Annotated in this window: 19 protein-coding genes and 1 riboswitch; of the genes, 13 read left to right on the top strand and 6 right to left on the bottom strand. The window is 41.6% G+C overall.

The window, feature by feature from the left end:
* Positions 1–67: 67 nt before the first annotated feature.
* Positions 68–1,669, bottom strand: coding sequence for a M28 family metallopeptidase (locus tag HQQ94_RS11815; protein WP_173294611.1), 1,602 nt, complete (start codon positions 1,667–1,669; stop codon positions 68–70).
* Positions 1,670–1,943: 274 nt separating this feature from the next.
* Here HQQ94_RS11815 and HQQ94_RS11820 point away from each other — a divergent pair, with 274 nt between their 5' ends.
* Complete coding sequence (locus HQQ94_RS11820; protein ID WP_173294612.1) at positions 1,944–3,842, top strand: sodium:proton antiporter; 1,899 nt, start codon at positions 1,944–1,946, stop codon at positions 3,840–3,842.
* Positions 3,843–3,907: 65 nt separating this feature from the next.
* On the opposite strand, the gene fadE is transcribed toward HQQ94_RS11820, so the two are convergent.
* Positions 3,908–6,355 (bottom strand): acyl-CoA dehydrogenase FadE, encoded by a 2,448-nt coding sequence (gene fadE, locus HQQ94_RS11825; protein ID WP_173294613.1) that lies wholly within the window; start codon positions 6,353–6,355, stop codon positions 3,908–3,910.
* Positions 6,356–6,594: 239 nt separating this feature from the next.
* Here fadE and HQQ94_RS11830 point away from each other — a divergent pair, with 239 nt between their 5' ends.
* Positions 6,595–7,374 carry a class II glutamine amidotransferase gene (locus HQQ94_RS11830; RefSeq protein WP_173294614.1) on the top strand — a complete coding sequence of 260 codons (780 nt, stop codon included), beginning with the start codon at positions 6,595–6,597 and terminating at the stop codon, positions 7,372–7,374.
* A gap of 120 nt (positions 7,375–7,494) precedes the next feature.
* Here the strand turns inward: HQQ94_RS11830 and HQQ94_RS11835 are convergent, their stop codons facing one another.
* Positions 7,495–8,262, bottom strand: a complete 768-nt coding sequence (locus HQQ94_RS11835) for a DUF3108 domain-containing protein (RefSeq protein WP_173294615.1) — start codon at positions 8,260–8,262, stop codon at positions 7,495–7,497.
* A gap of 135 nt (positions 8,263–8,397) precedes the next feature.
* A complete protein-coding gene (locus HQQ94_RS11840) occupies positions 8,398–8,763 on the bottom strand; it encodes an MGMT family protein (RefSeq protein ID WP_173294616.1) in 366 nt (121 codons plus the stop codon).
* A gap of 254 nt (positions 8,764–9,017) precedes the next feature.
* Here HQQ94_RS11840 and def point away from each other — a divergent pair, with 254 nt between their 5' ends.
* On the top strand, positions 9,018–9,509 hold the full coding sequence (gene def, locus HQQ94_RS11845) for a peptide deformylase (protein WP_173296624.1): 492 nt from the start codon (positions 9,018–9,020) through the stop codon (positions 9,507–9,509).
* Between the two features lie 99 nt (positions 9,510–9,608).
* Here def and HQQ94_RS11850 read toward each other — a convergent pair whose 3' ends face one another.
* Positions 9,609–10,979: a histidine kinase sensor domain-containing protein gene (locus HQQ94_RS11850; protein ID WP_254304047.1), complete on the bottom strand. Its 1,371-nt coding sequence runs from the start codon at positions 10,977–10,979 to the stop codon at positions 9,609–9,611.
* 163 nt (positions 10,980–11,142) lie between these two features.
* Here HQQ94_RS11850 and HQQ94_RS11855 point away from each other — a divergent pair, with 163 nt between their 5' ends.
* Positions 11,143–11,658: a DTW domain-containing protein gene (locus HQQ94_RS11855; protein ID WP_173294618.1), complete on the top strand. Its 516-nt coding sequence runs from the start codon at positions 11,143–11,145 to the stop codon at positions 11,656–11,658.
* Positions 11,659–11,715: 57 nt separating this feature from the next.
* Here HQQ94_RS11855 and HQQ94_RS11860 read toward each other — a convergent pair whose 3' ends face one another.
* Entirely contained in the window at positions 11,716–12,390 is a 675-nt protein-coding gene (locus HQQ94_RS11860) for a hemolysin III family protein (protein WP_173294619.1), read from the bottom strand.
* A 483-nt stretch (positions 12,391–12,873) separates the two neighbouring features.
* On the opposite strand from HQQ94_RS11860, the gene HQQ94_RS11865 reads away from it, so the two are divergent.
* The 9 genes from HQQ94_RS11865 (at position 12,874) to HQQ94_RS11905 (ending at position 22,521) form a co-directional block, all read left to right on the top strand.
* Complete coding sequence (locus HQQ94_RS11865; RefSeq protein WP_173294620.1) at positions 12,874–13,749, top strand: hypothetical protein; 876 nt, start codon at positions 12,874–12,876, stop codon at positions 13,747–13,749.
* 167 nt (positions 13,750–13,916) lie between these two features.
* Positions 13,917–14,015: riboswitch (TPP riboswitch) on the top strand.
* Between the two features lie 248 nt (positions 14,016–14,263).
* Positions 14,264–16,222, top strand: coding sequence for a phosphomethylpyrimidine synthase ThiC (gene thiC, locus HQQ94_RS11870; RefSeq protein WP_173294621.1), 1,959 nt, complete (start codon positions 14,264–14,266; stop codon positions 16,220–16,222).
* 3 nt (positions 16,223–16,225) lie between these two features.
* The gene (gene thiE, locus HQQ94_RS11875) at positions 16,226–17,833 is read left to right on the top strand and encodes a thiamine phosphate synthase (protein WP_173294622.1); all 1,608 of its coding nucleotides are present in this window, start codon (positions 16,226–16,228) and stop codon (positions 17,831–17,833) included.
* Positions 17,820–18,575, top strand: coding sequence for a HesA/MoeB/ThiF family protein (locus HQQ94_RS11880; protein WP_173294623.1), 756 nt, complete (start codon positions 17,820–17,822; stop codon positions 18,573–18,575). Before thiE ends, HQQ94_RS11880 begins: the two co-directional genes overlap by 14 nt.
* 71 nt (positions 18,576–18,646) lie before the next feature.
* Entirely contained in the window at positions 18,647–18,856 is a 210-nt protein-coding gene (thiS, locus tag HQQ94_RS11885) for a sulfur carrier protein ThiS (RefSeq protein WP_173294624.1), read from the top strand.
* 1 nt (position 18,857) lies between these two features.
* Positions 18,858–19,622, top strand: coding sequence for a thiazole synthase (locus tag HQQ94_RS11890; protein WP_173294625.1), 765 nt, complete (start codon positions 18,858–18,860; stop codon positions 19,620–19,622).
* A 39-nt stretch (positions 19,623–19,661) separates the two neighbouring features.
* Positions 19,662–20,771, top strand: coding sequence for a 2-iminoacetate synthase ThiH (thiH, locus tag HQQ94_RS11895; protein ID WP_173294626.1), 1,110 nt, complete (start codon positions 19,662–19,664; stop codon positions 20,769–20,771).
* A gap of 197 nt (positions 20,772–20,968) precedes the next feature.
* Complete coding sequence (locus HQQ94_RS11900) at positions 20,969–21,241, top strand: chemotaxis protein (protein ID WP_173294627.1); 273 nt, start codon at positions 20,969–20,971, stop codon at positions 21,239–21,241.
* 14 nt (positions 21,242–21,255) lie between these two features.
* Complete coding sequence (locus HQQ94_RS11905) at positions 21,256–22,521, top strand: putative metalloprotease CJM1_0395 family protein (RefSeq protein ID WP_173294628.1); 1,266 nt, start codon at positions 21,256–21,258, stop codon at positions 22,519–22,521.
* Positions 22,522–22,825 lie beyond the last annotated feature (304 nt).

Below are 22,825 nucleotides of genomic sequence, written 5' to 3' on the forward strand. Positions count from 1 at the left end.
AATCATGCGTTGAGCGGCTCGCTAATATTCACTTCATCCAACTCAATAGATTATGGAGATATAAGATTTATCGTCCATCTTCAGCCCTTCGTTGTTTAAAATCAGAATCCTGTTTCCATTGTGGCCAATCATTGTTGTTGGCAAGTGTTGTCGCAATATCAGTGATTAAGGTGATATCTTGCTCCATTCCTGCTAATGACCATAGGGGAGTGTAGTCGTCGGTTTCTTTGTGATATCGATGACTAATATAGTCTGGATCTGTATCGCCTAAACTCATGAATAATAATCCTGGGACACCTTGTTTAGCCATAGAGAAGTGATCAGAACGAAAAAAAAGCCCGTTTTGCGGTCGGGGATCCAGTTTCACTGTGCGGCGTTGTGCGTTGGCTGCCAGCGTTAAATAATGTTCAAGTTCAGAGAGATTATTGCCATATTGCAAAATATAGTCGACCCCATCAAGGGGATTCATGCCATCGATATTCAATATAGCGACGATATTTTTCGTTGGGATAGCAGTCCCTTCAGCAAAAAGCTCCGAGCCTAATAGTCCGGTTTCTTCAGCGGTAAAGTTGGCAAATAAAATAGAACGTTTAAATGGGTGTAATTTGTGTTTGGCCATCAATAGACGCGCAATTTCTAAGGTGCCAGCAACACCAGTTGCATTGTCTATTGCCCCATTATAAATAATGGGGCCACTGGGGGTTTGTTTTGTACCAAAGTGATCCCAGTGAGCACTGATCACAATCGTCTCTTCTGGCTTTTCACTGCCTTTAATTAAGGCAAGGACATTGTTTGATTCTGCTTGCTCAATATCGGTTTTAAGGTGTAAATTGGCCGTCAGCTTTAATGGCACAGCCGTAAAGTTTGCCGTTAGGGCTTGTTGCTGCATTGACGCTAATGTTAGGCCTGCTTGTGTAAATATCTGTTGCGCCACTTCTTGTTGTATCCATCCCATGATAGGCAGTTTAGTCGCATTTTTTTTATCGTCGATTAAAGTGTATTTACTGCCAGAGTTTGAATTCTCTACTACCCCCCAAGGATAAGCTGCAGCAGCAGTTTCATGGATAATCAGTACCGCCTTGGCACCTTGTCTGGCCGCTTCTTCGTATTTATATGTCCAGCGGCCATAATAGGTCATGGCATTACCGGTAAAAAATTGTGGATCTTGGGTAGCAAAGCCTGGATCGTTGACAAGCACGATGACGGTTTTACCTTTGACATCGACATCTTGATAATCATTCCATTGGTATTGAGGTGCATTAATGCCGTAACCGACAAAGACAAGTTCAGATTTGTCTAATTGTATGTCGGTGTTTATTTGTTGGGTGCGAGCGGTAAAATCTGTTCCAGCGTTAAAAGTAAGATCACCGACGGTTAATTGCATACTTTGATCTGAAGTGAGTTTAGCCATAGGAACAGCTTGCAAGTAATGGCCTTTATTGCCTCCTGTTAAGCCCATGGCGTGATATTGCTCAGCTAAATAACGGGTTGTGAGTTTTTCTCCTTCAGACAGGGGACCCCGTCCAGCGAATTCGTCTGAGGCAAGCTGTTTTATGTGTTGGTGAATGCTGGCCAGGTTAACCTGGTGAGTGTGATTAAGTGTGACGTTCTGACTGCAAGAGGATGATAAGAATGTTGCTATAACAATGAGTATACTTTTTTTATTCATCTATTTGTTTTTATTGTAATAAAAATATAGAAGAAGTATACACCCAAATCGTTAAATAATACGAGTGTGCTCTACGTAGACTAAGGTCTGTTTATCTTTCATGGTTGTTTTGCAAGGGTGTGTTGTTTTTTTGTACAGGGTAGGGTTTGTGTAACTATTACCCTAGGGCTCATGTCAATGGCTTTATTGCTTGCGTGTTAGCGACCTAAAATTTATTCCTGTCATATACTCAATAGTTGAGTGTGTGATTGAACAAAGTGTAAGGATAACGTATATGGTTGAGCAGATCACTGCCATGTTAGGTTTGGTGGGCGTCTTATCGTTAATATGCCAATGGATAGGATGGAAAATGCGGCTTCCCGCTATTCTTCCTTTATTACTGTGTGGTTTAATCATGGGGCCTATGTTTGGTTTTATTAATCCAGATGAAATATTTGGCGATCTTTTCTTTCCGATTATTTCTTTGGGTGTGGCGGTTATTCTTTTTGAAGGCGCGTTAACGCTTAATTTTAAAGAAATAAAAGGTCATGGGCGCATGTTGACGAATTTAGTGTCGATAGGCACGCTAATCACTTGGGCGTGCATTGGCATATCGACACACTTTTTACTCGATTTTAATTGGGAAATGTCAATGTTGTTTGGTGCTTTGGTCGTGGTGACTGGGCCAACTGTGATTGTTCCTATGCTACGTAGTGTTAAACCAAAATCTGAACTAGCAAGCATTCTTCGTTGGGAAGGGATTGTTATTGATCCCATTGGGGCATTACTGGCTGTACTTGTGTTTGAATTCATTGCCGTTGCTGCAGATCCGACCACTCACGTATTATATGCGCTTGGGTATATGCTGGGACTGGGACTAGGATTTGGCGCTGTCATGGGGTTTTGTGTGGGCTACATACTTAGAAATAATCTATTGCCACACTATTTAAAAAATACGGCGGTATTAACTATCATGTTAGGGGTTTTTGTCGCTTCAAATTTAGTCCAGCAAGAGTCTGGATTATTGACTGTGACTGTCATGGGTATTTTTTTGGCAAATATGCGTGGTGTTGATATTTCTGACATTATTGAATTTAAAGAAACCCTCACAGTGCTGTTAATTTCTGCCTTATTTATCTTACTTGCCGCGCGACTTGATTCAAATGCGCTATTGAGCTTAGGTTGGGAAGGGATTGTGGTTTTAGGGGTTGTGATGTTTATTGCCCGCCCGTTAAGTGTGTGGTGTTGTGGAATTGGGACCTCATTAACGCGTGCGGATAAATGGTTTTTAAGCTGGATGGCACCTCGTGGGATTGTAGCGGCAGCCGTTTCTTCATTATTTGCTATTAAGCTTGAACAGTCAGGTGTTGAAGGCGCAGAGTTAATCGTACCCTTGGTGTTTCTTATCATCATTGGCACTGTGGTTATTCAAAGTTTAACCGCGGGGGCCTGGGCCAGATTTTTAGGGGTTAATGCGGGTAAAGCACAAGGTTTATTAATTTTTGGTGCGGCAAGGTTTCCCCGTGAATTGGCTAAAGTCCTTAAATCAAAAAATGTGATAGTGACGTTGGCAGATAATAACTGGGACAATATTAGATTGGCTAGAATGGATAATATTGCGGTTTATTTTGGTAATCCAACCTCAGAGCATGCGGCTAATTATCTTGACATGAAAGGGATCGGTCGTTTACTGGTGATCTCCCCCTATCGTCAGCTCAATCCTTTGGTCAGTTTTCATTATCAGGATTTATTAGGCAGTAAAAGAGTGTATGGATTGATGCATAACGAAGATGCTAGTGCTAGGCATCAGCTTTCGGAGTCTTATCAGCAGAGTCTCTGCTTATTTGGTGATTCAGTCAGCTATGCTAAATTGGCCAGTTTAATGGCTCAAGGTGCCTTAATAAAGATCACGAATATCACTGATAATTTTAGTGTTAAACATTTTAGAGATAGGTACGGTGAGAGCGCCATGCCGCTTATTTATCTTGATGATGGTAAGGTGATTATCTTTACTGCATCAGATAGTGAGCTTAAAACAGGTATTGAATTAATCTATTTATTACCCGTAGAGGCACAAAATTTGGCAAAAATACAGGATGAACAAATAGCAAGAGATAGCCTAGTGGAAAACGAAGCGAATGGCGAGGCGAAGTTAGCAGATAATAAGAGCGATGAAGCGGACAACGACACATAATGACAATCACGGAACAACATAAAAAAAGGAGGCCGACGCCTCCTTTGTTATTTCTATTTTATGTTTTAAGCAGCTTGTTCGTGATTTTGCTTAGTGGCTATCATGGCTTTTAACTCATCAGGGTCAAAATCATCAACATTGATTGACTTCATTCGTCCAATTTCAGCTCGCTCCAGTAAGGCAATTTCATCATCATTTAATATTCCTAAAGCTTTCCCTTCTGCGGCGACTTTATCTAGCCACATAAATGGAATACGTTTTCCCGCAGCTCTACAGACTTTATCGTGCAATGGCTCACAAGCGATAATGTCTTTAAAGGTTTGCTCTTGAATACCGACGGCATTGTTGTCACAAGCGGTTAAAAACTGGCCTTTTCCGAGGCGATCACGACTTGCACAAGGTGTTTGCATTATTTTAGCCACTTTATGATCCAGCACATCGCTTGGGCGTTTAAGTGGGCGACCGAATGGAAATAAGATAATGCGGAGCACATGTCCGAGTCCCATAGGAAAGTTATTCAACAAATCATCGAGGGAATCTTGCAGTTTATACAGTGAGTCTTCAACGGCCCATTGCACCAATGGAAGATCTTCTGTTTGACGACCTTCATCTTGATAGCGTTTTAAGGTTGCAGAAGCTAAGTATAATTGGCTTAAGAGATCACCTAATCGCGCAGATATACGCTCTTTTCGTTTTAACTCTCCGCCTAGACTTGCCATTGCTAAATCAGATAATAAGGCTAAGTTAGCACTAAAGCGATTCATATGTTGATAGTAACGTTTAGTTTTATCAGTATAAGGTGAATTTGAAAAACGACTGGATGTGAGGCCTAACCAGAAGCTACGCACGAGATTACTGATCGTAAATCCAATGTGGCCAAATATCGCCGAATCAAAATCGCTTAATCCTTTCTCTGCATCAGTATCAAATGCTGATTCCATTTCAGTAAGTACATATGGGTGACAGCGAATTGCGCCTTGGCCATAAATGATCATTGATCTGGTGAGAATATTGGCACCTTCAACAGTGATAGCAATAGGCGCTGCTTGGTATCCACGGCCTAAGTAGTTATTTGGGCCAAGGCAAACTCCTTTTCCACCATGGATATCCATGGCATCAATCACACATTTCTGCATTCTATCTGTAAGATGAAACTTGACAATTGCAGAGATAACAGATGGTTTCTCACCGAGATCAATCCCAGTTGTTGTCAAGCTCGTGACTGCTTCCATCAGATACGCGTTCCCGCCGATCCGGGCCATTGGTTCTTCTATGCCTTCAAGCTTGCCGATCGGTAATTTGAATTGGCGCCGAATACGGGCATATGCGCCAGTTGCAATCGCGGCTGTTTTCACGCCACCTGCTGAGTTTGATGGTAAGGTGATCCCGCGTCCTACAGATAAACACTCAACCAACATTCGCCAACCTTGGCCAGCCATTTCAGGCCCACCTATGATAAAGCTCAGTGGCACGAACACTTCGTCACCTTGAGTCGGACCATTTTGGAACATGCAGTTCAATGGGAAGTGACGACGACCAGTTTTAACGCCCTCAATATCTGTTGGGATCAAAGCACAAGTGATCCCTAATTCCTGCTTAGCACCTAATAATTTGTCAGGATCTTGCAGTTTAAATGCAAGCCCCAGTACTGTGGCGACGGGGGCAAGTGTGATATAGCGTTTGTTCCAGGTTAATTTCATGCCCAGAATTTCTTCACCTTCCCATTGACCTTTACAAACAATACCAAAATCAGGAATGGCGCCCGCATCACTGCCCGCTTCAGGGCTGGTGAGTGCAAAACAGGGAACTTCTAAACCTTGAGCTAACCTAGGAAGATAATGATTTTGTTGTGCTGCTGTACCATAATGTTGAAGTAATTCGCCAGGGCCTAAAGAGTTCGGGACGCCTACAGTCGATGCTAATTCACTGCTCAATCCTGCCAGCTTTTGTAATACACGTGACTGGGCATAGGCTGAATACTCTAAGCCGCCATATTTCTTTTTAATGATCATGGCGAAGAAACCATTGTCTTTTAAGTATTGCCAGATGTCAGCGGGGAGATCGCCCAATTGATGAGAAACCTGATGCTGGTTGAGCATCTTACACACTTCTTCGACTGGGCCATCTAAAAATGCTTGTTCTTCTGCGCTTAATCGAGCAGTAGGATAATGATGTAACTTTTTCCAATCAGGCTTACCGGCAAATAGATCAGCATCCCACCATGTGGTTCCAGCTTCGATGGCTTCTTTTTCAGTAGAAGACATCTCTGGCATTATGCCACGGTATATTTTCAGCAAGGGTTGAGTGAGGAATTTTTTACGAAATGAATGGGTGTTAAGAGGTAATGCGATAATTAAAAAGATAACCCAAATAATGGGACTTACTGCTGCCGTTGCCGATCCTATTGTCAGGACGACAGCGGTGATGATGCTTGATGTCAGTAGGGAAACTCTGAGATAGGCTAAAGCACCTAAAACAAAAAGTATTGCGATAGTTGAAAGTAGGGTAGTCACTGTTATTCTCCTTAATAGGGCAACCTATTGATTGGCTATCAGCCAAGTGTATTTTTGATCCATATCACAATTATAGGTTGTGGTCTGACCTGTGTCGCGTAAAATTTAAACCTATGTGGAATTGATTACAAGCTTTATTTAAAACAAACGTTTAAATTTTTGTTTACACATGAGATTCCACTTTCTTCTTTAACTCGTTAGAATATAAAAAAGCAGTAGAAATAAAAAAGGATAAATTGATGTGTGAACTATTGGCGATGAGCGCAAATGTGCCAACAGATATCGTATTTAGCTTTACAGGCTTAGCGCAAAGAGGCGGTGTCACAGGGCCGCATGTAGATGGTTGGGGGATCACATTTTACGAGGGGAAAGGCAGCCGCACATTTAAAGATGCGTGTCCCAGCAGCGAATCCCATATTGCAAAAATGCTTCAATCTTACCCTATAAAAAGTGAAGTGGTTATCAGTCATATTAGACAAGCTAATCGAGGCTGTGTTTCATTAGAAAACACACATCCTTTTACACGGGAACTGTGGGGACGTTATTGGACCTATGCACATAATGGTCAATTGTCAGAATATGATGATAAATTTATAGTTTCTCGTTTTCAAGCAGTAGGGGATACTGACAGTGAGCTTGCATTTTGTTGGATATTAGAAAACGTGGTGAATAAGTTTGGCGAGCATGAGCCTGATGACGTGAGATCGGTATTTCAATATATCGCCAGTTTGGCAGATGAAATTCGTGAACTGGGTGTATTCAATATGATTTTAAGTGATGGTGATCATGTGATGAGTTATTGCAGTAATCATCTTTGCTATATCACACGTAAAGCGCCATTTGGGCAAGCAAAATTGATTGATACAGATGTCGTTATTGATTTTGATAAGGAAACAACGACAAATGATATCGTGACCGTGATCGCGACACGGCCATTAACTCACAATGAACAGTGGCATATCTTAGACGCTGGTGATTGGGAATTGTTTTGTAAAGGAGAAAGGGTCGTGTATTTGTAGGCGCATACTTGATTATTATTGTGCATGTTTAATGTTGAGATACTGTGAATATACGTACGGTTAAGAATGCCTAAAGGCTTGAGAACATTTAGGCATTGACTCTTTAAGTTTAGATATCAGTTAGGGATTAATACTGATTTCAGGCTTAATCGATAGGTTTTTTATTGTTTGTTCAGGCTCGGTGAATTGGTAGTTTACTAGTTTGATATCCAGTTGTTTACTGCCTTTCTCAAAGTGAGTGAGTCGCACTGGAAGGTAACCTAGATCTGGTGCCATCCAAAAGAACGTTTGTCTTTTTTTGCTGTCTCGCACCACTTCAATTTTGATGGTTTCGTAGCTGCCACTGTCTATGTTCATTCTCTCTTTACCAATAATACGGAAATCGTACTCATCGATTTCTCCCTCTTTTACCATGGCGTAATGCAAGTTTTTCTTGCCTTGAACCATATCAAGTCTAAATTGGAGTTGCACCATAAGGGGATCATATAAAAGGTTGGTATAGGGGAGCTGAGCTCGTTCATCTTTATAGCGGCTATGCACAACAGATTGGCTTTTAGCGAAGGCAGCCTGCTCTTGATATTCTGGCCCAGTACCTTGACGGTTATGGGTATAACGCATAGGCGTTAACTGATCACCTTTTAAGGTGAAGTCACTGCGTATGTTCCTTCGGTCTGACAACATTAATAGACTTACGTCACTATCAAAACGGTACTGATAGACGTTCCCTTCTGCAATGGGAAGTTGGTATCTGGCTTTACCAAGCTCAATATTACCATAATTAACTTGGTATTCAGCACGTTGAGGAGTAAGTGGACTAAGTTCTGCCGTAATTGCAAAGCTAGAATTTAGTAAGCATGATGCAATGATTAGGTGTTTACCAATAGACAAAGAGGTTTCCTCATATTATGTTACAGTTTGTTATTTAAGCCGCCGCATTGATGAGTAGAACAGTACCGTCAAGATGTTTAGGGCATCGCTTAGTCGTGTTCTGGATCTTATAACAAGTAGGTTTAAACGTTATCGCTAAAAAGGGATCTCGAACATTAAAGTGATCAGATCGGGTTTCCATGCATATTCAGACAATGAAATCTTTCCATCGTTCACTTGCACGCCATCAAGTCTCAACAGCTCCATCTGAGTTTGATAAGCTTGGCTCTTACTTTCAAAAGAAATTCTACCTTGGCTATTGATGACTCGATGCCAAGGTAATGCCATTGAACTAGGTGCTCTTTTCAATGCTGTTGAGACATATCTTGCTCTACCAGGAAGACCGGCTAAATCGGCTATTTTTCCATATGAGCTTACATAGCCTTTAGGGATATGATCCACGATAAACCAAATTTTTTCTATCGGGCTAATGACTATTTTCTCCAGCTTTTTTTCTAGCATGGTCTTCTCAATTCAATAGTGGCGGCTCATACTTCAGTGTTTGTGTTATTCTTCGCCATACATCATTTACCTTACTGACCACGATGATATAATTTTTTTTAATATTGCACTAGTGTCTGTTGAAATATCTTATTATTTTATGATGGTAACCACTATCAGTGAGCGAAGCTGAGTCATTGTGTGGTATTGTCAATCTTGCCTTTAGAAAAAATGACGTCATAATAACAACAAAACTTCTTTACGATGTGATCTTAATGGCCATACTGGATATTCTTACCATACCCGACGAACGATTAAAACGAAAAGCTAAGCCTGTTACTGATATTAATATGGTGCAAGGCTTAATCGATGATCTGTTAGAAACCCTATACAATACTGAAGATGGCATTGGACTGGCGGCAACGCAAGTGGGCAGTGAACATGCGGTATTAGTCATCGATTTATCACCTGATAGAAATCATCCCCAAATTTTTATTAATCCAGAAATCGTGATGGCTGAAGGTCAATTTGTCGGTGAAGAGGGCTGTTTATCGATCCCAGGTTACCGAGCTAAAGTGACCAGAAGTGAAAAAATTAATATTAAGGCGCTCGATCGAAGCGGTACACCTTTTGACATCGACACTGATACCTTCTTAGCCATAGTCATCCAACATGAGATGGACCACTTAAATGGTATTGTATTTACTGATCATCTTTCTAAATTAAAACAGCAAATAGCACTGCGAAAAGTAAGTAAGTACGCTTGATCTGTTTGAGAGTGGGGGTTAACAATCACTCGTTAAACTCATTATTAACTGATGATAATGAGTGTTAACCAAAGGTCATTTATCCCACTTTTGTGGTGATTATTGAGGAATAGACAAGCTAATTTTTAAGCCACCCGATCCCAAATTTTCAGCAATGGCTTCACCACCGAGTAGTTGCATACTTTTCTTCACAATGGCTAAGCCTAAGCCATAACCACCTTGACTCGAGTGCCTAGCATCATCCATACGTGTAAATGGATTAAACACGGTTACTAATTCTGAGTTATCAATTCCTGGTCCATTGTCTGTAATGATGAAAGATATCTTGGCAGGTGTTTTGATACAAGTGATAATAATGGTGCAATGCTCACCGGCATATTTAAGCGCGTTTCTCAGTACATTGTCTATGGCGCGTGATAGCAGCCCCAAATCTGTTTTTAATATGAGTTCATCCTCGGGTTGTTCCCAGATGATGGTTTGATGTGCTTTGGCTTCAAATTCAATGTCATTGAGTGCCTTGATACGGATCATATTCGCAGAGATATCTTTGATATTCAGTGTAATATGGGCACTGTTGAGTCGACTAAAATTGAGAATCGTATTGATCAATGCTGACATTTCTGTATTTTCATGAGCGAGTCTAGAAAGAAGCTTGGGGTGCGATCCTCCGAGTCGCTTCTCAAGTAGATGTAAAGCAAGTACTTGTCTGGCTAGTGGCGTGCGTAATTCATGGGAGACGTCTCTTAGTAGCCTCTGCTGATTTAGCATTGACTGCTGTACTTGTTCAGCCATGTGGTCAAATTCAGTGGCTAATCGATAAAATTCAGGCTCGTTAGTAGAAAAGTGTTGAGCAATACGCGTGTCAAGCTTCCCGCTTGCTAGCGCTTGTGTACCTGATTGCAGGTGTTTTAGTGGTTTGATTAAATATTTACTGAGTATGGATGTAAACATTAACAGTACCGCTAAACCTACTAAAGTACGGATTATCCACAAACTGATGCTAAGTTGTTGAGCTGGGTGAAGGTTAGGATTTAGCTGCACAACTAAGGTTAAACCTTGATGCTCTTGTTTAAGTTTGTCAGTGAGTTGAGGAGGTAGTGGTACACTGATCAACGGTTTTCTAACGCGATCTCCCATGGGTTGTTTAAGTTGCTTTAAATAGTTTAATTTAAAAATAAAGTGTGGATGCATCTCTCGTTGACTAATCGATTGAAGATCATTATTAAGAATGAAAAGAGTGAAGTCTTGTTGCTCCTCCCACTCAGCTAAGCCCTTAATATTATTGTTTTTTATAAATAGACTTGCTTCATCTGCCAGCTCAGTGAGTTGTTGTTGGGTTGAGGGTGGCAAAGTAAGCAGCTTATTCAATACTAAGCTTTCAATTGCTGTTGCGATCAGTAAAATAGCCAATAGAGAGATAGCAAAATAGCCGAATAGTTTGCATTGTAAGTATGTAAAAAGATCTGACATAGGTAGAACCATAGAATTTAGTGTGCTGTAAGCCAGATAGATAATGATATTTTTCACCATTATAACTGGGGAGGATCACTCCTACCAGCTGAGTCTTTAAAAAGTTATCTTTTGTTGGTTTACTCGGGTAGCTAAGCTAACAAAAATGAATATAGAGAGATAAATGAAGGTTATATTATTAACTCATGAGCGCGAGGTAGAACGTTCTACCAATACTGGTATGTTGGCCCTTAATTTATTTCCCCAATGGTGCACTCGTGTTATCTGGTCAAGAGTTGATTCAAATAAGGAAATGTTAGCATTGCTTGCCAGTAACCGAGCCAGAGTATTGTTCCCTAAGCTTGAACAGGAGACTCATTCATCATCGGATAAGAAAAAAACAGTGGGTCAAACTGACGTAAAAAATAAAGCACAATGTGATGAACATCTCCCAGAGATCATTATTATATTGGATGCAACCTGGCAAGAAGCGCGGAAAATGTTAAGGCAGAGCACTTACTTAAGAGCTGCAAATAAGTTTACACTTCCTGAGAATACGCGGTCTTCCTTTAGTTTAAGGCGCAATCAAATTGAAGGTGGTTTATGTACCGTCGAGTGTATTATTGAAATGTGCCGATTAACGGGAATGGCGGCAGAAGCTGCAGAACTTGAACAGGTTTTTACTGTGTTTAATCAATAGTAAACTGATTGCCCATGCTGACATTTTTTACGCTCGAGATAGTGGGTGTCAATGAGGCTATAGTAAGGTTGAATAAACACAAAAAAAATGGCTTACTGCTCCAGCAAGCACAAAGAGGTGCCAAATAGCATGATTATAAGGAATGCGTTTGCCCACATAAAAGACAACGCCTAAACTGTAAAACAGACCTCCAGCAAGTAGAAGTTGAAAACCCAGTGCTGACATACTAGTAAGCATGTCACTCATTACGGTGACACATAACCAGCCCATGGTGAGGTAAAGAATAACACTGAACTTTTTGAACCGATGAATAAACAAAGTCTTAAATGCTACCCCAGCGAGTGCAAGTAGCCAAATAGCAATCAAGATAGTATTTGCTTGCTCACTGTTCAGGGTCAGTAACATTAATGGAGTGTAGGTTCCCGCAATAAGCACGTAAATGGCACAATGATCTGCAATTTTTAATCTTTGTTTCCATTTTGGATGAGAGGTGCTGTGGTAGGCAGTAGAGCATGAAAACAATAAAATAATACTAGCGCAATAGATGACCACGCCAGTCATTTGAATCGGTGCCAGCGTCTCTTGCCCTTTGAGTACCGAGAAAATTAGACCGATCACACCAGCAATAATACCTAAAGCATGACTGAGGCTGTTGGCTATTTCTTCAGATGGTGAATAGCCACTCGAGTTTAGCTTAAGTGCTGTTTGATAACACATTTTCTGTTTGGGCATGGACTTCAACTTCAGTTCAACACTTTTTAGAGATTAACAGTATTCAGTTTTTAATACTAGCATTGAGCTTACATGTGTAAGCTTATTTTTTGTGGTGGTATCTAATTAACCTGAGATCGGGTTAAGCAGCGCCGCTTAATATCGCTATTTTGGCCCCTATCTTTGTTGTGCTTTCTAGTCATAGCCAGCTATTACGTACGAAATCCCGCCTTGATATCGACAAAAATGTCGGCATTAAGCAAGTGGGTGGGTAAATAATAATAATTAGATGAAATTTAACTTGTTGATTTTAAGTAAAAAATCAAACATATCTGACACTCGTTATCCCGAGTTCAGGTTAATTAGGTAATGTAAAAGGGATAAGTCAATGCGATGTTGAAAGTGAACTTTATTTAAATTATTGTCTCTTAAGATTAAGGAACTTGAAGCATGATGTTGCATTGAGTGTTAATCGGACAGGTAAAATGGAATTTATATCAGTAAATGAACAGTAATAATACCAAGGGCTTAACGGCTAATGTAAGTGATGTGCAAGATGAAGTTTTAACGTTTAGTATTAATGGAGCCTTTGGTAGGGTGACAACTTGTAGATCATATCATTGCAATAGAGTAAATCTGTTTTTTTTGCTGTTTGCCGTCATGACTCACCTAATTATCATCATCATCTTAGAGCAAACATGGGAAATTAACCCATTAACTCTACCTGAATCGAAGCAACCCAAGCTGAATGCCTATATGTATTATGACGTCAAAGTTGAAACTATTGAGGCTAATATTGAAGCTGTTAAGCAAAAGGAAGATTTATTCGTACCTAAGTTCGTTGATGAGACTCATTCTGCAGCTAAAACCGTCAGTAAACCTCCCCTTAAAAAAAGCGCTGTTAAAGAATCCTTTAAGGTAAAATCCAAAGAGAAAGCCAGTGTGACGGCAACTAAGGTGGTTGATACGAATTCAACAAGCCAGATAAAAACTCAATCTAGCCGAAGTTTACGCCAATCTACTCAAGGGTATGTTCAAAGACAAAGGGAGTTGGCTTTGGATAAGGTAGTGATAGAGGAGTCCGTTCGGTATACCCGTAAGCGATCGATGAGTGAGATGGATGGAGATTTCATTCTGTTAGATCTCCCTGAACATAATATGTGGGTTGATGCTGAAACATTGGATAATGAGTTAGATCCCAATCGTATCGTTAAAAAAGGCCATACCTGTTACCGAGTAGTAAAAACGCCAACGCCACTCAATCCTTATGCAGAAAATTTAGGCTATCCATTTCGATGTGATGGTAAGTCTCTTGCATCGGAACTGAAAAAGTCAATTGCCGAGCGAGCAGATAGAATGGGAATAAAACATAACTACTGAATTGATATTTATTCATTGAAGATTAGTCTTTTGCTAAAATAATTAAGTAAATTACTAAATAATAAATTTAAATCAATTAATTAAGAAATTAAATTGATTCATCGCAACCATAATTATTCTGCTATTAAATAGCTTGTTTAACTCACAGTTTTACGTTTATACTCGTTTCCATCTTGTCGGAGTGCCTATTGGCTGAGACCGTTTATTCGGGATCCGTTGAACCTGATCAGGCTAATACCTGCGAAGGAAACAAGCATGATAATTACAATAAATTCGTGCGTTATGTGACAATGTTATACGAGTACTAATAAAACTCAATGGGGTAAATTTGAACTGATGATTCGAATTGAGCCGTTAACGGGTGTCATTTTTAACACCAGTATTGTCATTGTGTTAAGCCATTTTTTGAAAGCTTAATTCAATTTATGTTTTTATCTGATACATTTTCATATTGTATCTGCTGTTCAACATCTCCAGGCAAGCAACTTCATTTCTTTTTAAGGTGAGATTGCTTATGTCAAATCGTCGTGAAATTCGAGCGCAAGCTCAACAGTTTATTGATACATTAACACCTCTACAACATCCTAATTCTGAAAAAGTGTACCTAACAGGTAGTCGTGAAGATCTGCGTGTGGGAATGCGCCAAATTCTCCAATCAGATACCATGGTTGGTGGCACAGAATCAAAGCCTATACTTGAGTCCAATGCACCTCTGAAAGTTTATGACTGTGCCGGTCCTTATTCCGATCCTGACGTGGAAATTAATGTTCGCAAAGGACTGGCTAAATTTAGGCAACATTGGATTGAAGAGCGAGGTGATACCGAACAACTAGAGGCCGTGAGTTCTGGTTTTACTCAACAGCGCCTAGCTGATGATGGACTCGATCACCTTAGATTTGATTCTTTGCTGCCACCCAGAAAAGCCCAATCTGGTAAGTGTGTTACGCAGCTTCACTACGCAAGAAAAGGGATCATTACTCCTGAAATGGAGTATATTGCCATCCGTGAAAATATGGAGCAGAATGTTATTGAAGATAAAGTTCTGAGGAAAAAAGCGCCAGGAGAGAGTTTTGGCGCATCGATAGAACAGGTTATTACCCCTGAGTTTGTTCGTCAGGAAATTGCGCGAGGTCGTGCGATTATTCCTTTGAATATCAATCATCCAGAAGCTGAGCCTATGATAATAGGGCGTAATTTTTTGGTGAAGGTGAATGCTAATATCGGTAATTCAGCAGTGACCTCTTCGATTGAAGAAGAGGTAGAAAAACTCGTTTGGTCAACGCGTTGGGGAGCCGATACCGTGATGGATCTTTCAACTGGGCGTTATATTCATGAAACGCGTGAATGGATCATACGTAACTCACCGGTGCCGATTGGTACCGTGCCAATTTATCAGGCATTAGAGAAGGTCAATGGCGTTGCCGAGGATCTTAATTGGGAGGTGTTCAGAGACACCTTGATTGAACAGGCTGAACAGGGAGTGGATTACTTCACCATCCATGCAGGGGTACTTTTACGTTATGTGCCGATGACGGCAAAACGTGTCACCGGTATAGTGTCCCGTGGTGGTTCTATTATGGCTAAATGGTGCTTGTCTCATCATCAGGAAAACTTTCTCTATGAACACTTCAAAGAAATATGTGAGTTATGTGCCGCTTATGACGTGTCGCTATCATTGGGTGATGGTATGCGTCCAGGCTCCATCGCTGATGCTAATGATGAAGCGCAATTTAGTGAATTAGCAACCTTAGGCGAGTTAGTTAACATAGCCTGGCAGTATGATGTGCAAACCATCATAGAAGGCCCAGGGCATATCCCGATGAACCTTATTAAGGAGAATATGGATAAGCAGCTTGAGGTGTGTGATGAGGCTCCATTTTATACGCTAGGTCCACAAACCACTGATATTGCTCCAGGTTATGACCATTTTACTTCAGGGATCGGTGCGGCAATGATTGCGTGGTACGGTTGCGCCATGCTTTGTTATGTGACGCCTAAGGAGCATCTCGGCTTGCCAAATAAGGAGGATGTAAAACAAGGGCTCATTACTTATAAGATAGCTGCTCACGCCGGTGATGTCGCCAAGGGACACCCGACTGCGCAGATCCGCGATAACGCACTTTCTAAGGCCAGATTTGAATTTCGCTGGGAAGATCAATATAACTTAGGGCTTGATCCCGAAACAGCCAAAGCTTATCACGATGAGTCTTTGCCACAGGAATCAGCTAAAGTCGCGCATTTTTGTTCCATGTGTGGTCCTAAATTTTGCTCGATGAAGATAAGTCAAGAAGTGCGAGAATACGCGGCTGCGCAAGACATTCAATTGCAGTCTAATGCTAGCTATCAAGTCAAAAATGCTACCGATATTCAAACGGGGATGGAGCAAATGTCGGCTGATTTTAAAGCGAAGGGAGGCGAGCTTTATCATGAAGCGGGGACGGTCAATCTTGATGTTGTTGACGTAGAGGCCTAAGGCATGAGTTGTTCATTGACACCTTCAGTCATCAAGCCAGTTGTGTGGAGCATTGCTGGCTCAGATAGTGGTGGAGGGGCAGGCGTACAAGCAGATTTATTAACCATGCAGGATCTAGGTTGTCATGGTTGCAGTGTCTTGACCTGTTTGACGGCGCAATCTTCTGTTGCAGTGAATTTAGTTGAATCTGTCTCAGTGGCCATGTTTCGCTCGCAGCTTGATACGCTATTACATGACTTACCACCAGTTGCGATTAAAATCGGGTTATTGGTTAACCAAAGACAGATCACTCTGTTAGCTAATTGGCTTAAAAACGCGCTATTTAGTTACAGTCAGCGATGTGGTGTTGAAGTGAATGTCATTTTAGATCCAGTGATGTTTGCAAGCTGTGGTGACACACTAAACCCTTGTTTAGATTTTTCACCTTTTAGGGGCTTATTGAGCTTAATTACACCTAATATGGCAGAACTCGCGGCGCTGGTGGATCTGTGCGAGATGAATGCGAACGAGATGGCCGATACACAGGGATCAGATTTAGTCGATCAAACATCTTGCTTACTCGCAGCGCAATACTTATCAGATAAACTTGCATGTAATGTGCTAGCGAAAGGGGGCGATCTAGGTCCGACTTGGCTGGCAGCATCTGCGCAAGACATCTTTGTGTGTGTTGAAGCGAATGGGATGTCTACACGACATCAAGGACGAAGCTTTCTTTTCTCCGGCCATCGTGTTAATACCGAAAATATCCATGGCAGCGGCTGTACATTAAGTTCTGCAATTACAAGTGTTATGGCTCATGGTTATGTGCTGCATGATGCGATCGTGGTTGCTAAAGCCTATGTGACAGCTGGAATTGGGGCGAGTTATCAGGTTGGCTGCGGCGCGGGGCCACTTGCTAGAACAGGTTGGCCCTCAGATCTGAGTGTTTACCCTACCACAACCACCCTCGACTGTGGTCCATCACTGCCCCAAGGTCTTAAATTTGCACCTATTACTGAAAGGTTGGGTTTGTACCCTGTGATCGCAGATGTTGCTTTACTGCACAGTTTGCTAAAAGCGGGGGCTAAGACGATTCAATTAAGGATAAAAGAGCAGGCAGATCAATATGTAGAACAGCAAATATGTTCGGCAATTCAGTTAGGTCGAGATTATCAGGCAAAACTGTTTATTAATGATCATTGGGAGCTTGCGCTTAAGCATGGTGCTTATGGTGTACATCTTGGGCAAGAAGATCTCTATTTGGCAGATCTTATTGAGATAGCGAAAGCAGGCATGGCCTTAGGTGTATCAAGCCACAGTTATTTCGAGTTGTTGCTTGCTCACCAAATATCACCCTCTTATATCGCATTAGGGCATATCTTCCCAACGACGACCAAGGACATGCCGTCGGCTCCACAAGGTCTAGATAAGCTGAAGAAATATGTGGATCTACTGGGTGAGTATTATCCTTTGGTGGCCATTGGTGGCATCGATGCATCTGTGCTTACAGCGGTTAAACAAACGGGGGTTGATGATGTTGCAGTGGTAAGAGCAGTGACCCAAGCTGATGATCCTGGCAAGGAATACACATCACTTTGTGAAATATGGAGGACGTGTGATGTCACTCAATGATGATGAATTTATGCGTTACTCAAGACAAATATTACTGCCAGAAGTCGGCGAGTTTGGCCAGTCTGCACTAAAGCGCGCGAAGGTGCTGGTGGTTGGTGTCGGCGGGTTAGGGCAATTGGCTGCTCAATATTTGGCTGCGGCAGGGGTGGGGAGCTTGACGTTAATGGATGATGACAGTGTTGAAGTGTCCAATTTGCCAAGGCAGTTGTTATTTGATGATAGGGACATTGGTGAGTATAAATCGTTGTGTGCAAAGCAAAAACTGATGAGGCGGTATCCAGATTGTGAACTCCACAGTATCACAAGACGGTTATCCTTGGCTAATGCCAGCGATAACATCAACAACGCTGATATTGTTTTAGATTGCAGTGACAATTTAGCGACTCGTCATAGTGTGAATCAAATGTGTGTCCAGTTAACAACTCCCCTAGTGACAGCCTCTGTGGCGCATTTTTCAGGTTTTGTTTTTACAATCGATTTGGAGCAGGCTCCTGCTGCTGGCTGTTATCACTGTTTGTTTCCAAAAGAGACCTTAGTGGCTCAAAATTGCACTACTGCCGGTGTGTTAGGCCCTATGGTTGGCACAATGGCATCGATGCAAACGTTAATGGCAATGAATTGCTTATTAGGAATGGGAAATGCGTGTGGAAAATTGCTGAGATTTGATGGGTTAACGTTTAGTTGGCGCAGTGCAACACTGAGTCGAGATCCTCAATGCCATGTGTGTGGAGTGCTGGCGTAAAGCAGATTTGAGTGACGATATACCAGAGAGCTTCATAGGGTATATACCAATAAATTCGAGGAAACAGCATAATGAAAACGTGTGAAATTATGGTCAATGATGATGTGATACTTATCCCTCAAGGTTTGAATATTATGGGGTTAATTACCAAGCAAAATATGGAACCAAAATCAGTGGCAGTGGTCTGTAATGGCCATGTTGTTCCTAGGGTGCACTGGCAAGAAAGGCTCTGTGAAGAGACAGATAACATTGAAATATTTTCAGTCGTAGCAGGTGGTTAGTATGTTTACAGTAGCGGATCATATATTTCAATCAAGGTTATTCACAGGTACGGGTAAATTTTCATCTTCTCAGGTCATGCTAGCGGCAATTAAGGCCTCTGAGTCTGAGTTAGTGACCATGGCGATGAAACGCGTGGATCTTAAAACGGGCAATGACGATATTTTATCACCTCTTTTACACAGTGGCATTAAACTCTTGCCTAATACAGCAGGGGCTCGAAATGCGAAGGAGGCGATTTTTGTGGCTGAATTATCCCGCGAAATGTTAGCGACTCCTTGGATAAAGTTGGAGATACATCCCGATCCTAAATATCTCATGCCTGATCCCATTGAGACGTTGAAAGCGGCGACCATTCTGTGTGAAAAAGGGTACGTAGTATTGCCTTATGTTCATGCCGATCCCGTACTTTGTAAGCGTTTGGAAGAAGTTGGCTGTGCAGCTGTCATGCCTTTAGGCAGTCCGATAGGATCAAATCAAGGCTTGGTGACCGAGCCTTTTTTAAAAATGATCATAGAACAAGCAAATATTCCAGTGATTGTGGATGCGGGAATTGGTGCACCATCACAAGCATTAAGAGCGATGGAACTCGGGGCTGATGCCGTGTTGGTGAATACGGCGATTGCCAGTAGTAACAATCCTATTGCCATGGGCCGCTGTTTTGCCCAAGCAGTACAGACGGGCAGAGATGCTTACCTTGCAGGCTTAGGCTTGGTGAGTCAGCATGCTATTCATACCAGTCCGTTGACTGGGTTTCTCAATGATTAGTCAGCATCAAAGATATCTGGGCTTAAAGGAATCACTGCAATGAGTTTTATGCATTACTTAACAGGGCTTTCTCGTGAAAAACTCACCTTAAAGCTTTATTCATGTACAGAGCAAGACGTGGAAAGAGCACTGCAAAATCCACAAGGCTCTTTGGACAGTTTACTTGCGCTTTTATCTCCGGCTGCTGAGCCTTATCTGGAGCAAATGGCGCAAGCGTCAGGTTATATCACCCGACAGCGCTTTGGGGCGAATATCGGGATGTATCTTCCATTATATTTATCTAACTTGTGTGCTAATGAATGTGATTACTGCGGGTTTAGCATGAGTCACCGTATTAAGCGTAAGACACTCAATATCGATGAATTAACCGCTGAGATGTCGGTGATTAAGTCAATGGGGTATGACTCCATTTTATTGGTTTCTGGTGAACATGAAACCAAAGTTGGAATAGACTATTTCAGCTCTGTCTTGCCCAGTGTTAAAGCTCATTTCAGTTACGTTGCTATGGAGGTGCAACCACTTCAAGAAGTTGAATATTCCAAGCTTGTGGGTCTTGGCCTTGATGCTGTGATGATTTATCAAGAAACCTATAACCCACAAACGTATGCTAAACATCATACTCGCGGCAATAAACAGGACTTTGAGTATCGACTCACCACCCCAGAGAGAATTGCAAGATCAGGGGTTGATAAAATAGGGTTAGGGGTATTATTCGGATTAGATGATTGGCGTTTAGATGCCCTGTTATTGGGTCATCATTTGGGGTATCTAGAGTCTCATTTTTGGCGTACACGTTACAGTGTTTCCCTGCCGAGACTGCGTCCATGTACTGGTGGGATAACACCTAAAGTGGAATTAAGCGATAAAGGCTTAGTACAACTTATTTGTGCATTTAGATTGTTTAATCATCAAGTTGAAATCAGTCTCTCTACACGAGAACCTGCAGGTTTACGTGATCATTTGTTTGGACTGGGTATTACTCAATTGAGTGCAGGCAGCTCGACACAACCTGGCGGGTATCTTAAGCCTAATACGCAACTTGATCAGTTTGAGATCAGTGATGATAGATCTCCTCTTGAGGTCTGTGCTGCGATGAGAGCAAAAGGATTTAACCCTGTTTGGAAAGATTGGGAGTCAGCTTGGATTTAGCGTAAAGAGCAACAAAGGAAGTTTATTTTATTTCAGTTATTTACCTTGGTGGAGTGTGTTGAGGAGGACTAAAACACAGATTTAAGCTGGACTTTTGGGGGCGAATGGTCAATAATTAACCTTGAAACAGGTGTGTTACCGAGTTTACTGTCAAAGCAACTCTAGTGTTTATTTAAAGCTTATTTGGAGTTAAATATATGCAAATTCCATCCAGTTTTTCATCCGGCCAAGCTGGTCTGCAAAGTGCACAATCAGGTCTTACTCAGGCGACGGTTGATGTTGCTACCAATGCGCCACCAGCTCAGCAGACACAAAATAAAGAAACCGATCAAGTTAGACCTATTGAAAATGTTGATAAAACTGATGCGTTAGTTTCTGCCATTGAATCAAAAAATCAAGGTCAGGCTTCAGCACAAGTCATTGAAACATCTTCAGAGACGATAGGCAGCCTCATCAATATCGAAGTCTAGTTGGTGTGTTAGGGGTGAATGTATCGCTTGATGTATCAGGGGGAAGAGATCGTCTTTCTTCCATTACTCGTACGCCTGCAGTTTCACCGTCTTTTTCTGTAGCGACTTCGTCTGCTGCTACAGTGCCCGCGACATTACATACGACAGTTGCTCCAATTCCCCCGTCTAAATCAGTGTCTCTTAATGCCAGTGCAGTCAATTTACCCAGCGTTCGTGCTAACATAACGACGAACGTCAGCTCCGGTGGTGTTTCGCAAGCACCTTCAATGGTTGAGCAAGGCAGTTTTAGTTTAGCCCAAGGTGCATTATCTGTAGATGGTTTAGTGAATACGACGTCTATTGTTTCATTATCAGGCATTGAAACAGCAACGACTCCAACAAGGGGAGATCCGAGTTCATCAGTGCCAATGTCTCCTCCATTTTTTGATGATAAAAGTCATTCTGATGGTACCACCGAGTTAGTAACAGATAATGATGCTCAGTCTATTTTTAACCCTATTAATGAGCCATCATTAGCTGAACAAATTGTGTCTCCTTCAAGTTTTTTCGGTGAAAGTGAGCAGACCAGCCCCCCTATTTTTACACCTTATGAAGGTGATCCCGAAGAAACGAAGCGTTCAAGGGATGAAAATGTAGAAGAGCTCATCATTGAGCAACAGGTATTGGCTCAGCTTGCTAAGAGAGATGCCGAAGTGAGGGCCCATGAGCAGGCGCATGCGAGTGTTGGTGGGAGTTTGGCTCAAAGTCCCCGATTAAGCTATGAACAAGGAAGTGATGGTCGTCGATATGCTGTCGATGGTGAAGTGTCGATAGATATTTCTGTGGTCGCTGGAAATCCCTTGGCGACAGTCAATAAAATGCGGCAAGTTTACGCTGCAGCAATGGCACCATCAAATCCTTCAATAGCAGATATACAAGTTGCTGCGGAAGCAATGAAAAAATTAAATCAAGCAAAAGCTGAATTGGTTTCTCAAAGACAACAAGCTGTACCATCAATTGAAGAGATGGCTCCCTTATTGGGGGCTCAATCGGTTATTGATGGCATTCCAGTATTTGATCCTCCTGAAGTGAGTATTGCAGGACAGGTAGATGAAACAGGAGCAATATCTAAACCTCAAGCTGAAGACATTAACCCCGTCAATGACACTATTGGCATCATAAATCGACAGTTAACATCATCAGTACTGGATATCTCGTCTAATGGTTATTTAAGCAGCACAGTGTCAGGGAAATATGACCCTGTACCCAGCGCAGTGAGCTCGATAAACTTTTCAATTTAATTATTTTATTGGTGCTTAATCACTTAGCCGCCATCATCAATGACTTTAATTGTGGATCCCACCCTGTTTATTCAATGACTGATTCTAGCGAAGGCTGCTATAAATATCTGTCTATTGCCCAAGAACAATAACGCTTTCATGGCAATTATTGTTGATTTTAATGCTGATAATGTAACTAATATGAACCTGACAAGCGTGTCTATTGTTGGTTTTTTCAGTTTTAAGGGAAGTATTAGTCACATGAAATCATTAAAAATAGCATGTTGCTTCTTAGCTGGCATCAGTAATAGGCAAGTGGGATTTA

This window comes from Shewanella sp. VB17 (genome assembly GCF_013248905.1).
Lineage (GTDB): Bacteria > Pseudomonadota > Gammaproteobacteria > Enterobacterales > Shewanellaceae > Shewanella.

Excerpts from the sequence above, each read along its gene's own strand:
- thiE (WP_173294622.1), top strand. The coding sequence starts at position 16,226 with ATGAGTTGTTCATTGACACCTTCAGTCATCAAGCCAGTTGTGTGGAGC.
- HQQ94_RS11865 (WP_173294620.1), top strand. The coding sequence starts at position 12,874 with ATGAACAGTAATAATACCAAGGGCTTAACGGCTAATGTAAGTGATGTG.
- thiS (WP_173294624.1), top strand. The coding sequence starts at position 18,647 with ATGAAAACGTGTGAAATTATGGTCAATGATGATGTGATACTTATCCCT.
- HQQ94_RS11840 (WP_173294616.1), bottom strand. The coding sequence starts at position 8,763 with ATGCTAGAAAAAAAGCTGGAGAAAATAGTCATTAGCCCGATAGAAAAA.
- HQQ94_RS11860 (WP_173294619.1), bottom strand. The coding sequence starts at position 12,390 with ATGCCCAAACAGAAAATGTGTTATCAAACAGCACTTAAGCTAAACTCG.
- HQQ94_RS11815 (WP_173294611.1), bottom strand. The coding sequence starts at position 1,669 with ATGAATAAAAAAAGTATACTCATTGTTATAGCAACATTCTTATCATCC.
- HQQ94_RS11855 (WP_173294618.1), top strand. The coding sequence starts at position 11,143 with ATGAAGGTTATATTATTAACTCATGAGCGCGAGGTAGAACGTTCTACC.
- HQQ94_RS11850 (WP_254304047.1), bottom strand. The coding sequence starts at position 10,979 with ATGTCAGATCTTTTTACATACTTACAATGCAAACTATTCGGCTATTTT.
- thiH (WP_173294626.1), top strand. The coding sequence starts at position 19,662 with ATGAGTTTTATGCATTACTTAACAGGGCTTTCTCGTGAAAAACTCACC.
- HQQ94_RS11830 (WP_173294614.1), top strand. The coding sequence starts at position 6,595 with ATGTGTGAACTATTGGCGATGAGCGCAAATGTGCCAACAGATATCGTA.
- HQQ94_RS11820 (WP_173294612.1), top strand. The coding sequence starts at position 1,944 with ATGGTTGAGCAGATCACTGCCATGTTAGGTTTGGTGGGCGTCTTATCG.
- HQQ94_RS11880 (WP_173294623.1), top strand. The coding sequence starts at position 17,820 with ATGTCACTCAATGATGATGAATTTATGCGTTACTCAAGACAAATATTA.
- def (WP_173296624.1), top strand. The coding sequence starts at position 9,018 with ATGGCCATACTGGATATTCTTACCATACCCGACGAACGATTAAAACGA.
- HQQ94_RS11890 (WP_173294625.1), top strand. The coding sequence starts at position 18,858 with ATGTTTACAGTAGCGGATCATATATTTCAATCAAGGTTATTCACAGGT.
- HQQ94_RS11900 (WP_173294627.1), top strand. The coding sequence starts at position 20,969 with ATGCAAATTCCATCCAGTTTTTCATCCGGCCAAGCTGGTCTGCAAAGT.
- thiC (WP_173294621.1), top strand. The coding sequence starts at position 14,264 with ATGTCAAATCGTCGTGAAATTCGAGCGCAAGCTCAACAGTTTATTGAT.